General features: G+C 62.5%; 11 protein-coding genes. 4 read left to right on the top strand and 7 right to left on the bottom strand.

The window, feature by feature from the left end; translation table 11 throughout:
• The first annotated feature begins 36 nt into the window (after window positions 1–36).
• From ABM428_RS04375 to ABM428_RS04360, 4 genes are all read left to right on the top strand, one after another.
• Window positions 37–1,344 carry a hypothetical protein gene (locus tag ABM428_RS04375; RefSeq protein WP_005851665.1) on the top strand — a complete coding sequence of 436 codons (1,308 nt, stop codon included), beginning with the start codon at window positions 37–39 and terminating at the stop codon, window positions 1,342–1,344.
• 102 nt (window positions 1,345–1,446) lie between these two features.
• Window positions 1,447–3,891, top strand: coding sequence for a ligase-associated DNA damage response DEXH box helicase (locus tag ABM428_RS04370; protein ID WP_353628198.1), 2,445 nt, complete (start codon window positions 1,447–1,449; stop codon window positions 3,889–3,891).
• Window positions 3,892–4,148: 257 nt separating this feature from the next.
• Complete coding sequence (pdeM, locus tag ABM428_RS04365) at window positions 4,149–4,814, top strand: ligase-associated DNA damage response endonuclease PdeM (RefSeq protein WP_132997122.1); 666 nt, start codon at window positions 4,149–4,151, stop codon at window positions 4,812–4,814.
• A gap of 41 nt (window positions 4,815–4,855) precedes the next feature.
• A complete protein-coding gene (locus ABM428_RS04360; RefSeq protein ID WP_132997123.1) occupies window positions 4,856–5,284 on the top strand; it encodes a PaaI family thioesterase in 429 nt (142 codons plus the stop codon).
• On the opposite strand, the gene folD is transcribed toward ABM428_RS04360, so the two are convergent.
• The 7 genes from folD to pal all read right to left on the bottom strand — a co-directional run bounded on the left by folD (window position 5,281) and on the right by pal (window position 13,488).
• Window positions 5,281–6,183: a bifunctional methylenetetrahydrofolate dehydrogenase/methenyltetrahydrofolate cyclohydrolase FolD gene (gene folD / locus ABM428_RS04355; protein WP_037943327.1), complete on the bottom strand. Its 903-nt coding sequence runs from the start codon at window positions 6,181–6,183 to the stop codon at window positions 5,281–5,283. The genes ABM428_RS04360 and folD overlap by 4 nt on opposite strands.
• A 94-nt stretch (window positions 6,184–6,277) precedes the next feature.
• Complete coding sequence (locus ABM428_RS04350; RefSeq protein ID WP_288961036.1) at window positions 6,278–7,954, bottom strand: formate--tetrahydrofolate ligase; 1,677 nt, start codon at window positions 7,952–7,954, stop codon at window positions 6,278–6,280.
• A gap of 173 nt (window positions 7,955–8,127) precedes the next feature.
• The gene (locus ABM428_RS04345) at window positions 8,128–8,709 is read right to left on the bottom strand and encodes an MOSC domain-containing protein (protein ID WP_132997125.1); all 582 of its coding nucleotides are present in this window, start codon (window positions 8,707–8,709) and stop codon (window positions 8,128–8,130) included.
• Window positions 8,710–8,824: 115 nt separating this feature from the next.
• Window positions 8,825–10,741, bottom strand: coding sequence for an ATP-dependent zinc metalloprotease FtsH (gene ftsH / locus ABM428_RS04340; protein WP_005851657.1), 1,917 nt, complete (start codon window positions 10,739–10,741; stop codon window positions 8,825–8,827).
• A gap of 78 nt (window positions 10,742–10,819) precedes the next feature.
• A complete protein-coding gene (gene tilS, locus ABM428_RS04335; RefSeq protein ID WP_132997210.1) occupies window positions 10,820–12,079 on the bottom strand; it encodes a tRNA lysidine(34) synthetase TilS in 1,260 nt (419 codons plus the stop codon).
• Between the two features lie 4 nt (window positions 12,080–12,083).
• Window positions 12,084–12,935 carry a tol-pal system protein YbgF gene (gene ybgF, locus ABM428_RS04330; protein WP_074635862.1) on the bottom strand — a complete coding sequence of 284 codons (852 nt, stop codon included), beginning with the start codon at window positions 12,933–12,935 and terminating at the stop codon, window positions 12,084–12,086.
• Window positions 12,936–12,963: 28 nt separating this feature from the next.
• Entirely contained in the window at window positions 12,964–13,488 is a 525-nt protein-coding gene (gene pal / locus ABM428_RS04325) for a peptidoglycan-associated lipoprotein Pal (RefSeq protein WP_005851654.1), read from the bottom strand.
• Between the last annotated feature and the right edge of the window lie 76 nt (window positions 13,489–13,564).

Genomic DNA, 13,564 nt, shown 5'->3' with positions numbered 1-13,564 from the left:
TTGGGGCACGCCCGTGTCCCCATGAAAGAAGCCTTCATGAATATGCAAACCAGCGCCGTCATGGCCCCCCCTCCGCCGCGCACCATCCAAGAGATGAAGCTGCCCGTGGTGATGATGCGCGACATCATGATCAAGACGATGTTCCGCAAGAATGTCACCATGGTCAGCGAGCTCGCAGCGGCGATCTGCCTGCCGCTTCAGGTCACGCAGGAACTGGTGGATCTGTCGCGCGAACAACGCCTTCTCGAAGCGACGGGCACGCTTAACGCGAATAACGGCAATGAAATGGGCTACCAGCTGACCGATCTGGGCAAGGCCCGCGCGCTGGATGCCTTGGCGCAATCGGAATACTTCGGCCCGATGCCCGTGCCGCTTGATGTCTACCGCGAACAGATCAAACGCCAGTCCGTGCGCAACATGCAAATCACCCGCGCAAAGCTCGAAGCGGCGATGGGCCATCTGGTGCTCCCGTCCGAGCTGATCGGCAACCTTGGCCCAGCCGTGACGGCCGGTCGCTCCATCCTGATGTACGGCCCCCCCGGCAATGGTAAATCAAGCATCTCCAACGGGATTCGCGACGCGCTTGGTGACCGGATCTATGTCCCCCGTGCGATTGAATACGCCGGTCAGGTGATCACGGTCTATGACCCCATCGTGCACACCGCCATTTCCGAGGAAAAACAAGACCCGAAATCCCTGCGCCGCGTGACGCGCTTTGACACCCGCTATGTCAAATGCGAACGCCCCACGGTGATCACCGGGGGCGAACTGACGCTCGATATGCTTGATCTGGTCTACAACCCCACCGCACGGACCTATCAGGCCCCGCTGCAGCTGAAATCCACCGGCGGCATCTTCATCGTCGACGACCTTGGCCGACAGGCAGAATCGCCACAGGCGCTGGTCAACCGCTGGATCGTGCCACTGGAAGAAAACAAAGACATCCTCGCCCTGCAATCCGGCGAGAAGTTCGAAGTTCCCTTTGACACGCTGGTTGTCTTCTCCACCAACTTCCACCCCAATGAGATCTTCGACCAGGCCGCCCTGCGCCGGATCTTTTTCAAGATCAAAATCGACGGGCCCAATCAGGAAAACTTCCTCAAGATCTTCGCCATGGTCGCAAAGAAACGAAACATCAAACTGGACGAGGCGACGCTGATCCATTTGCTGAAAACGAAATACCCTACGATCAACAATGTTTTCGCCAACTATCAGCCGATCTTCCTGATCGACCAGATGATTTCCATCTGCGATTTCGAAGGTATCCCGCACCAGATGCGCCCTGATCTGATTGACCGTGCTTGGGCCAATATGTTCGTCGAGGATGAAACCATCGTCAGGTAGCACCGCGCTCGAAACGGGCGCGGGCATCCGCTTCATTTTGCCAGATAAACTCCGGGGGTGCGGGGGCTGGCCCCCGCGTGCAAACAGCCTATCTTGCTCCCCATGCAGACCCTGCCCCCGAAATTCTCCGACTGGTTCGCCACCAAAGGCTGGTCCATCCACCCCCACCAGCAAGACATGCTGGACCGCGCCGACGCGCCCGCGCTGCTGTTGATCGCGCCGACGGGGGGCGGCAAGACGCTGTCGGGTTTTCTGCCCACGCTGGTCGATCTGGCCGAGGGCGATCACGACGGCATGCACACGCTCTATATCTCGCCGCTCAAGGCGCTGGCCGCGGATATCAAGCGCAACCTCACCACCCCGGTGACCGAAATGAGCCTCCCCATCCGGATCGAGGACCGCACCGGCGACACCTCGCAAACGCGCAAACGCCGGCAACGCGCCGACCCGCCCCATATCCTGCTGACCACCCCCGAAAGCCTTGCGCTGCTGACCTCCTACGAGGATGCACCGCGCATGTTCAAAGGGCTCAAACGTGTCGTGATCGACGAGATCCACGCGCTGGCCGACAGCAAGCGGGGCGACCAACTGATGCTGGCACTGGCGCGGCTGCAACGCCTGTGCCCGGGGCTGAAACGGGTGGGCCTGTCCGCCACCGTCGAAGATCCCGCCGCCATCGCGCATTTTATGGCGCGTCACCCTGACCCCTGCCCGATCCTGCTGGCCGATCCCGGCCCGCCGCCCGACATCCGGATGCTGCGCACGGACGCGGCCCCGCCGTGGTCCGGCAATGGGGCGGCCTATGCGATTCCGGCGGTGCTCGACCAGATACGCCAGCATAAAACCACCCTGATCTTCCACAATACCCGCGCTCAGGCCGAGATTTTCTTTCACAATCTCTGGCTCGCCAACGAAGATAGCCTGCCCATTGGCATCCACCACGGGTCGCTCGATCGGCAGCAACGCGAACGGGTCGAAGCCGCGATGGTGCGCGGTGATCTGCGCGCGATTGTCTGTACCGGCAGCCTCGATCTGGGGATCGACTGGGGCGATGTCGATCTCGTGATCCAGATCGGTGCGCCGAAGAATGTCAAACGGCTGGTCCAGCGCATCGGGCGGGCCAACCACCGCTATAACGCGCCCTCCAAAGCGCTGCTGGTGCCTGCAAACCGGTTCGAGGTGGTCGAATGTGTCGCCGCCCTCGACGCCGTATTGGCAGGCGATCTTGACGGCGACCCGCGCGGCCCCGGCCCTCGCGATGTGTTATGCCAGCATATCCTGATCACCGCCTGCGCTGGCCCCTTCGACGCCGATGCGCTCTATGCCGAGGTGACCTCCGCCGGGGCCTATGCCAGCCTCAGCCGCGCCGCCTTTGACGCCTGCCTCGATTTCTGTGCCACAGGCGGCTACGCCCTGCGCGCCTACGACAGATGGCAACGTCTGATGTGCACAAACGGCAAATGGCACCTGCGCGACCCCCGCAGCAGCCAGCGTATCCGTATGAACATCGGTACCATTCAGGGCACGGACACGCTGAAGGTCCGCATGAAACGCAACCGCGGCGGTGCCCCTTTGGGCGAAATCGAGGAAGGTTTCGCCGCCTCGCTCAGCGCGGGCGACACCTTCCTGATCGGCGGCCAGATCGTCAAATACGAAGGGCTGCGGGAAATGACCGTAGAGGTCAGCCGCTCCGCCGCCAAGAAACCACGCGTCGCCACGTTCATGGGCACTAAATTCGCCACCTCGACCCAGCTCTCCGCCCGCGTGCAACGCATGTTCACCCAAGACAGCTGGCCCGAGCTGCCGCGCCACACGGCCGAATGGCTGACCCTGCAACGCGAGGTCAGCCAACTGCCGCAACCGGGCCGCCTGCTGATCGAAAGCTTCCCCCATGAGGGCCGCGCCCAAACGGTCTTCTACGGCTTTGCCGGTCGCAACGCGCAGCAAACGCTCGGGCTGCTGCTGACAAAACGGATGGAGGAACTGGGCCTGAACCCCCTGGGCTTCGTCGCCACCGATTATGCCACGCTGATCTGGGGGCTGGATCCAGTCGACGACCCCGCCCCGCTGGTTGAGGCCACGGCCCTGCATGACGGGTTGGACCATTGGCTGGCCGGCAATGCGGTGATGAAACGCACGTTCCGCGCCGCCGCCACCATCGCGGGGCTGATCGAACGGAACACCCCCCAAGCCCGTAAGTCTGGCCGGCAGGCGACCTTCAGCTCTGATATCCTGTATGACACCTTGCAGAAATACGAACCCGATCACCTCCTGCTCGACATCACCCGCGAAGAGGCCCTGCGCGGGCTGGTCGACTTTGGCCGGATCGAGGAAATGCTGCATCGGATCAAGGGCCGGATCGACCACCGTATCCTCGACCGTGTCAGCCCGCTGTCCGCACCGCTGTTTTTGGAAATGGGCCGCGTGCCGGTCAAGGGGCAGGCAGAAGAGCGTCTGCTGGCCGAGGAATCCGCGCGGTTGATGGAAGCCTCCGGCCTCGCACAGATCACACCCGCGCCGGATAACATCCCTCTCAAACGGCGCTAGACATGGCAATCGCTGCGCAGCTGAGTATTTTTGAAAGGGTGAATTAACCTTCGCTTAGGTATTTTGCCCCATGATCACCCCGCGGTACAGGCTGGAGAGCCGATGACCGCAAAGGGTGAAGACGCCCCCACGCCCCTCGGGATCAGCGGGGGCGTCTTCCGCTTCACCCTTTTTCAAATACTCCTGCGCCCCGCCATAGGCGCGTCCATCGGCCAGCGCCCCTTGCGCCCGCGGGCAAACTTGGTGATGAACGCAGCATGAACATCGGGTATGAATTCGACTTTTGCGGCGCGCGGCTGACGGCGCTTGGCTCTGGCGCTTTGTGGTGGGCAGATCACGGGTTGCTCTGCGTGTCCGACCTGCATCTTGGCAAAGCCGAACGGATTGCGCGGCGCGGCGGCACGGCGCTTCCCCCTTACGAGACGATGGACACGTTGACCCGGCTTGCGGCGGCGCTTGACCGTGTGCCCGCGCGCGTTGTGATGTGTCTGGGCGACAGTTTCGACGATCTGCACGCGGCCCGCGCCCTGCCCGAACCGGCACGGCTGACGTTGGCGCGGCTGCAGGCGGGCCGGCAGTGGCTGTGGGTAGAGGGCAACCACGACCCCGGCCCCGTCGAACTGGGGGGGGAGCATCTGGCCGAGCTTGTGATCGGCCCCTTGCAGTTCCGGCATATCGCGCAGGAAAGCGCGCAGGCCGAGGTTTCGGGGCATTATCACCCCAAGGCAGGGCTGCGGCTGCGCGGGCGGTCGGTGACGCGTCCGGCCTTCCTGTATGACGACCGACGGCTGATCATGCCCGCCTTTGGCACCTATACCGGTGGCTTGTACAGTGACGCGCCGGTGCTACAGGCATTGATGGGTCCGCAGGCCTGCGCCATACTTACCGGACCGCAGCCCACCGCGATCCCCATGCCGCGCTAAGCGCAGCCACGGGGCCGGCTATCCATGTTGAAAGAGCCCCTATGACCCCTCAAGAAATCGCCCGCATCCGCGACAGCTTTGCCGCGCAATCGATGATGCAGACCCTCGGCGCTGAACTCAGCGATGTGTCGCAGGGGCTCATCCGGATCGAGGCACCGATCCTGCCCGGCACGCGCCAGCAGCAGGGGTTTGGCCACGCCGGGCTGACTTTCTCTATCGGGGACAGCGCTGCGGGCTATGCCGCGCTGACGACACTGCCCTTGGAGTCCGAGGTCGTCACCGCAGAGATCAAGATCAATCTGCTGGCCCCCGCCCGCGGAGACCGGCTGATCGCGATTGGCAAGGTGGTGAAACCGGGCAAGCGGCTTTGTGTGGTCACGGCCGAGGTCTTTGCCCAAACCGGCGTCCAGCAGGTGCTGATCGCCTTGCTTCAGGGCACGATGGTGCCGGTTCCGGCAACCGCCGCTTAGGCGGTCAGCCCTTCGGGTTCGGGCAGGTCATGGGCACGGCAGCAGGCCGTGACCGTATTGGCCAGCAGGCAGGCGATCGTCATCGGGCCCACGCCCCCCGGCACAGGGGTAATCGCACCGGCCACCTTGGCGCAGCTGTCAAAATCCACATCCCCGACCAGACGGGTCTTGCCCTCACCCCGCTCTGGCGCGTCGAGACGGTTGATGCCCACGTCGATGATTGTGGCCCCCGGTTTGATCCAGTCGCCCGGCACCATCTCGGGGCGGCCCACGGCGGCGATCACGATATCAGCGCGGCGCACAACAGCGGCAAGGTCTTTGGTCCGCGAATGGGCGATTGTCACGGTGCAGCTGTCGTTGAGCAGAAGCTGGGCCATCGGTTTGCCAACGATATTGCTGCGCCCGATCACGACGGCATCCATCCCCGACAGGGTGCCGTGGTGGTCGCGCAGCATCATCAGACAGCCAAGCGGCGTGCAGGGCACCATGGATTTCTGCCCCGTGCCCAACAGACCGACGTTCGAGATATGAAACCCGTCGACATCCTTGGCCGGATCAATCGCGCTGATCACAAGGTCTTCGTTCAGGTGATCGGGCAAGGGGAGCTGTACGAGGATACCGTGGATCGTATCATCGTTGTTCAGCGTGTCGATCAGGGTCAGAAGCTCCGCCTCTGATGTGGTGTCTGCCAGCCGGTGTTCGACCGATTTCATGCCCACTTCCTTGGTCATCTTGCCCTTGGATTTGACATAGACCTCGGAGGCAGGATCGGCCCCGACAAGCACCACAGCCAGCCCCGGCGTGATCCCGTGATCGTCCTTCAGCCGCGTGACATGCTGGGCGACCTGCCCCCGCACCTGTGCTGCAAATGCCTTGCCGTCAATGATCGTCGCTGTCATGGGGACCGTCCTTTGTCTGTTGTGGCGCTGCTATCACCTGCCACAGCAGGCGAAGGCGCGAAGGGGCGACCCTCCGCGCCCTGTTCATACGCGCTTAGAACAGACCTTCAACATCGCCGATGTCATTGAGACGAATATTTTCGGCAGAAGGCACCCGCGGCAGGCCCGGCATGGTCATGATCTCACCGCAGATGGCCACGACAAAGCCCGCGCCGGCAGACAGGCGCACCTCGCGCACGGGGATGGTAAAGCCGGTTGGCGCGCCGCGGGCTTCGGGATCGGTGGTAAAGCTGTATTGCGTTTTGGCCATACAGACCGGCAGATCGCCATATCCCTGCTCTTCCCAGTCTTTCAACTGGTTGAGGATCTTCTGATCCATCACCGCCCCATCCGCGCGGTAGATCTTTGTTGCGATGGTGTTGATCTTATCGGCCAGCGGCATCGCGTCGGGGTAGAGCGTGGCGAAATCCGCCTGACCCTTATCAATCGTCTCGACCACTTTCTCGGCAAGTTCGGCAGAGCCAGCGCTGCCCAATTCCCAGTGGCGGGACAGCACGGCCTCGGCCCCTTGCGAGGCGACATAGTCTTTGACCGCTTGCACCTCTGCGTCGGTGTCGGTGACGAAATGGTTGATCGCGACGACGACGGGCACGCCAAAGGATTTCAGGTTCTCGATGTGGCGGCCAAGGTTGGGGCAACCGGCCTGCACGGCGTCGACGTTTTCAGCGCCCAGATCGGCCTTGGCCACGCCGCCGTTCATCTTCATCGCGCGCACGGTAGCCACAACGACCACGCAAGACGGCGCAAGCCCCGCCTTGCGGCATTTGATGTTCAGGAACTTTTCTGCCCCCAGATCGGCACCAAAGCCCGCTTCGGTCACGACGTAGTCGGCCAGCTTCAGCGCGGTGGTGGTCGCGATGACAGAGTTACAGCCATGCGCGATATTGGCGAAAGGCCCGCCGTGGACGAAAGCGGGGTTGTTTTCCAGCGTCTGCACAAGGTTCGGCTGCATCGCGTCTTTCAACAGCACGGTCATCGCACCATCCGCTTTGATATCGCGCGCATAGATCGGTTTCCGCTCGCGGGTATAGGCGACGATCATGTCGCCAAGGCGCTTTTGTAGGTCGTTCAGGTCTTTGGCCAAACACAGGATCGCCATGACTTCGGACGCGACGGTGATGTCGAACCCGGCCTCGCGGGGGAAACCGTTCGACACACCGCCCAAGGACGCCGTGATCTGGCGCAGGGCACGGTCGTTCATGTCGACGACGCGCCGCCAGACGACGCGTCGCAGATCAATCTCCAGCGCGTTGCCCCAATAGATGTGGTTGTCGATCATCGCGCTGAGCAGATTGTGCGCCGAGGTGATGGCGTGGAAGTCACCGGTGAAATGCAGGTTCATCTCTTCCATCGGGACGATTTGCGCATAGCCGCCCCCCGCGGCCCCACCCTTCATGCCGAAGTTCGGACCAAGAGACGCCTCGCGGATACAGACGGCTGCGTTTTTGCCGATGCGGTTCAACCCGTCGCCCAGACCGACGGTGGTCGTGGTTTTCCCCTCGCCCGCGGGTGTGGGGTTGATCGCGGTGACGAGGATCAGCTTGCCATCGGGACGGTCCTGCACCGAGTTGATGAACTTTTGCGACACCTTCGCCTTGTCATGGCCGTAGGGCAGCAGATCATCGCTGCTGATGCCCAGCTTTTGCCCGATCTCCTGAATGGGGCGTTTGCTGGCTTCGCGTGCGATTTGGATGTCGGATTTAAAGGTCATATGTCCTCCCTGATGCGCCGTCGGCGTTCTATGTTTCTTATGTCCTCAATACGCCTGTGAGGGCATGGGCAGAGGGGGCAATTCCGACATATCCGGCGCTTGATGCGGCGATCCGGCGGATGTGTCGCTGATTTGAGCATGGCGGGTCGCTGTGACCCCGCGCCCCATTGGGTCTAGCCGTGCTGCCAGGCTGGCTGGTCGGGGATGAACAGGCGCAGCGTATCCCCGACGCGCAATAGCCCCTCGCGTTCGATCCAGGCGGTCACGCCGCGACGGTTCTCGGCGGCGGATTTGAACTTGGGACCGTGGCCGGGGCTGTCTTGTTCGATCTCGCGACCGGGCAATACGCAAGGACGGTTTTCGGTATCAATCGTGATCGTCGCACCCGAGGCAGCCTGCAGCCGCGCATTGGGCGGCACATGGGTGAAATCAGGGATGCCCTTGATCACCATCGACGTGCCAAGGTGCACGGGGTCCAGTGTCTCCATCCCCATGTCGGCCGCGATCAGGGCCATTTCTTCCGCGGACAGGATCGACAGCTGGCGCACGTTCCGGATCTCGGTACCCTTGGGATAGAGGTTCGTGACCCGCACACAGGACGCGCGGGTCAGCCCCGCGTGCACGTCATCCTCGAAACCGGCGTAGCTGGCGAAAGCTTCGCTCCGGGGTTCGGCGCGGATGCCCTTGGCCAGCTTGAGCACTACACCAAGCCATGTGATCGTTGCGGTAAACTCGGTTTCTTTCATCGTCGGCATGACCGGCATCCTTTCGCGCTGCGTTGTCCGTAACCTGCGCAAAGCCGCGACAAAAGAAAAGGCCCTGCGGGTGCAGGGCCTTTGCTTTCGTATTCTGGTGATCAATGCCTAGGCGTCAGACGCTTGGCTCTGGCTCCATCCCGCTTGGCGGAGGCGTCTTCTTGCCTTTGGCCTTGGGGATCGCGGTCAGGCTTGGTTTGTCCATGCCGCTGGTGTCGTCGCCGTCCGGGTCTTGGGGCGGTTTGCCTTCCATGACGCGCTTGATCTCCTCACCGGTGAGGGTCTCGTATTCCAGCAGACCTTGGGCCAGACGTTCGAACTCTTCCTCGTGATCGGTGATCATTTTATAGGCGCGGTCGTAGCCTTCGTCGATGATGCGCTTCACTTCGGATTCGATCAGCTCTTTCGTGGCCGCAGACACGCTGAACCCGCCCGCGCCGCCGTTGGCTTGGTAACCCGCCGCCGCTTCCGAATAGTCGATGTTCCCGACCTTGTCGGACATGCCCATGCGCATCACCATGCCACGCGCCAACTGGCTCGCCTGCATGATATCGCCCATCGGGCCCGACGACACGGTTTCAGCGCCATATTTGAAGATCTCAGCCGCTTTGCCCGCCATCGTCATGGCGATCTTTTGCTCGGCTTCGTCCTTGAACATTTGCAGTTTGTCCATTTCGGGCAGGCTCATCACCATACCCAAGGCACCGCCGCGCGGAATGATTGTGGCTTTATAGACAGGGTCACATTTCGGCAGCTTGATCCCGACGATGGCGTGACCGGCTTCGTGGTAGGCGGTCTTTTCCTTCTGGTCCTGCGTCAACACCATCGACCGGCGCTCGGCACCCATCATGATCTTGTCTTTCGCGGCCTCGAAATCCATCATCGCGACAAAGCGACGGCCCACGCGTGCGGCGGTCAGCGCGGCCTCGTTCACGAGGTTCGCCAGATCCGCACCCGAGAAACCGGGCGTACCGCGCGCGATAATGCGCAGGTCTACGTCAGGGCCAAGCGGCGTCTTGCGCGCATGCACCCCAAGGATTTTCTCGCGGCCCTTGATGTCGGGATTGCCCACGGTGACCTGACGGTCAAAGCGGCCCGGACGCAGCAAGGCAGGGTCCAGCACGTCTTTGCGGTTGGTCGCGGCGATGATGATCACGCCTTCGTTCGCCTCAAAGCCGTCCATCTCGACCAGCAGCTGGTTCAAGGTCTGTTCACGCTCGTCGTTGCCACCACCGTAGCCCGCCCCACGGGACCGGCCCACGGCGTCGATCTCATCGATGAAGACGATGCAGGGCGCATTTTTCTTGGCCTGTTCGAACATGTCGCGCACGCGGCTGGCACCCACGCCAACGAACATCTCGACGAAGTCAGAGCCCGAGATCGTGAAGAACGGCACACCCGCTTCGCCGGCAATCGCCCGCGCCAGCAGCGTCTTACCGGTACCGGGAGGGCCCTCAAGCAGTGCGCCTTTGGGGATCTTGCCGCCCAAACGGCTGAACTTTTGCGGGTTGCGCAGGAATTCGACGATCTCTTCCAGCTCTTCCTTCGCCTCGTCGATGCCCGCCACGTCGTCAAACGTCACACGACCGTGTTTTTCGGTCAGCATCTTGGCCTTGGACTTGCCGAACCCCATCGCCCCGCCTTTGCCACCGCCCTGCATGCGGTTCATGAAATAGATCCACACACCGATCAGCAGAAGGATGGGCAACAGCGACATCAGGAAGGTCTGGAAACCGGATTGCTGCTGGGGTTCAGCGCGCACAGGGATGTCCTTGGACATCAGCAGGCTGGTGACCTCGGCGTCTTCGGGCCGGATCGTGACATAGTCACTGCCATCGGCACGACGGAAACGAACCTGTTCACCATCAAGCGTGACGTTGCGCACGTCCCCTGCTTCGACAGCGGTCACAAATTCGGAATAGCTGATTTCACGGCTTTGCAGCCCGCCAGTCGAGCCGCTGAACAGATTGAACAGCGCCAAAACCAAAAGCATCAATACAACCCAAAAGGCGAGATTGCGCATATTACCCAAAGGAAAGTCTCCTACATCCGGGGGACGGCACCAAACACAGCGCCCAATGCGTGTAAGATAGACACGATCGGCGCATGTTCAATGCGTCATATGTGCGGCAAAAAAGGCATCTTCGCCGCGTTCGAGCACTGCTTGCCAGTTTTGCGACCGACCGACAAGGGGGGCAGCGACCAGTTCCGCGCCCTGCCACACCGCCGGAGAGGCCAGCAAGACACGGCGCGGCACACCCAAATCGCGCCAATCCGCAAAGCTGCGCAGCCCCTCAGCGCCCAAGGCACGGATCGTGGTTTGCGTGTCGGGCGCGGGCGCATCGCCGCAAGGTTCCAGACGCCAGCGGCCGTCCCAAAGTGCGCCCACGGGCGCATCAACCGCCCGCACCGCCTGCAACTCTCTGTAAATCCACAGTTTATCGCGCTTCAACCGCAGCTCGCACCCCTGCACGGTCGCGGCACCGGCATCATCAAGCGCCGTCAGCACCTCTGCCACGGCACTGCTGCGTGGGGCGTAGGTGGCCCCGTTGATCCAGGCGATCGTATGGGTCAGCAATCGGCGGCGTGCCTCTGTCGGGAGGTCACACAGCGCCTGCCAATCCATCGCCACGGCACCGCATTGAACGTGAGCATGGGCGCGTGCGGCGGCAAACATCTGCGCGTCAAGCGCTGTACGGGCATCGGCAAGGTGGCGCGAGACATCGGCAAGTGCGGCAGAATCAACGCCCAGATCGGTCAGCACCGCCAGCGCCTTGCGGATGCGCACCCGCGCAAAGCTGTCATCCTCGTTGCTGGGGTCATCGACCCAAGTCACCCCGCGACGCGTCAGATGCGCGCGCAGGTCGGCGCGTCGGGCGTTGAGCAAGGGCCTGTGCCAACGCATGCCATGTCGGTCGAAAACCGCAGGCATGGCGGATAGCCCGTCGACCCCTGCCCGGCGCCCCAAACGCATCACGAAAGTCTCTGCCAGATCGTCGGCGGTATGCCCGATGCAGACAGCGCCAATGCCCTGCCCCCGTGCCCAATCCGCCAACAAACGGTAACGTGCCTTGCGGGCCTCGTTCTGCAAATTGCCGCTGTGGTCCCAGCCCGTCCACCTCAACGTGTCATGCGGAACGCCAAGCGCGCGACACTGGGCGGCGACCATCGCGGCTTCGCGGGCGGCCTCGGGTCGCAGGCCGTGATCGACGGTCGCTGCGTGCAGCGCGATCCCGCGGCTGCGGGCATAGCCATTCAGAAGATGTAAAAGCGCGACAGAGTCGCCGCCCCCCGACACCGCCACACCCAATACGGGCGGCGGCGCGGGGTCAAAGCTGGCGGCGATGCTCTGCGCCAGCGGGTCGGTCATCGGATCACTGGCAGGCAAGCACGCTGCGTTCGGATTGGGCTTGCGCGACGAAGGGGCTTGTGGGGAAGCGCGATGCGACTTCGCCCAAGGTCACGCAGGCTTCTTGGGTTTGGCCCAAGGCCCCCAAAGAGCTGCCAAGCTGGTACAGTGCTTCTGCCGCGACAGGCCCCGCGGGATCGGCGCTAAAGCTTGCCAAATAGGCGCGTGCCGCTTCGCGGGTATCCCCCAGACCGTCCAGCGCGTCGCCGCGCCGCAGATCGGCTTCGGGGCCTAGCGGTCCGCCCGGGTAGGTCTGATTGAAGGTCGCAAACTGGTCTGCGGCGCTGCGAAAGTCACCGTCAGCGAGCGCCGCCTTCGCCCGCTCGAAGTCTGTTTTTTCACCCACTGCAAGCTCTGCGGTATTGGTGGGGGTAGAAGTATTGGCCAACGGGTCCGCTGGTGCGGGCACGGGCGTGGCGGGTGCCATGGTCGCGGGCATCTCGCCCCCGCCAAGGGTAGAAGTCTGGCCGAGGCTGCCCACATCGCCGCCTTCAAGCTCGACCAGCCGGAATTCCAGATCACCGATCCGGTTGGTCCCATCGGTGACCACGCGGTTGATCCGGTTTTCCAGCTCTTCGGTTTTAGAGGTCAGGCGCTGCAGTTCGCTTTCCATTGCATTGACGCGCTCAAGCACCGACCCACCGGTCACGGCAACGCTCGCGCCGCCCGTGGTGGACAGTTCCCGGCGCAGCTTTTGCACCTCGACGTTCAGTACCGTCAGTTCCTGACGCACATCCGCCAAAGTCTGCGCATCCTGCGCCTGCGCTGTGACCGGCCCGAAGGCCAGTCCAAGCGCTACAATCAAAGCAAACCGCATATTAAAATCCTAACCTATCGTAGACGACTTAGCTGGTCAGACCGCCCGCAAGTACGGTCACGGCCCGACGGTTCTTGGCATAGCATGCCTCGCTCGAACAGACTTCGATCGGGCGTTCCTTACCATAGCTTACAACGCGAAGACGGCTGGCGGCGATCCCGCGCGAGATCAAATATTCGCGCGCGGCATTGGCACGGCGTGCGCCAAGCGCAAGGTTGTATTCCCGTGTGCCCTGCTCGTCCGCGTGACCTTCGATCACGGCTTGGTAATCGGTGTTGGTGTTCAACCAGGCTGCCTGACCGTCCAGCGTCGCTTGGCCTTCGGGTGTCAGATTGGATTGGTCGACCAGGAACAGCACGCGGTCCCCGACAGCTTGCTGGAAATATGCCGTAGAAGCCGGGTCGTTCGCGCTGCCGGGGATAATGCCCCCGTTCAGGCCTGCGCCATTCGCGGCACCGTTATTCATGCCGTCCGCGCCAAAGCGGTCAGGGTTGGTACAAGCCGATACGGCCAGGGCTGCGATCAATAGAGTTGCGGTGAGAATGCGGTTCATGGACTGTGCCTTTTTGACGATAGCATTTTAATGTGTCTGTTGTGACGGTGTTACCATAGTGCCTTGGTATTGGGAA

Source organism: Sulfitobacter sp. TCYB15 (assembly GCF_040435955.1).
Classification (GTDB): domain Bacteria; phylum Pseudomonadota; class Alphaproteobacteria; order Rhodobacterales; family Rhodobacteraceae; genus Sulfitobacter; species Sulfitobacter pontiacus.
The sequence above is the reverse complement of the archived record's forward strand: the minus strand, read 5'-3'. Positions and strand labels throughout refer to the sequence as shown.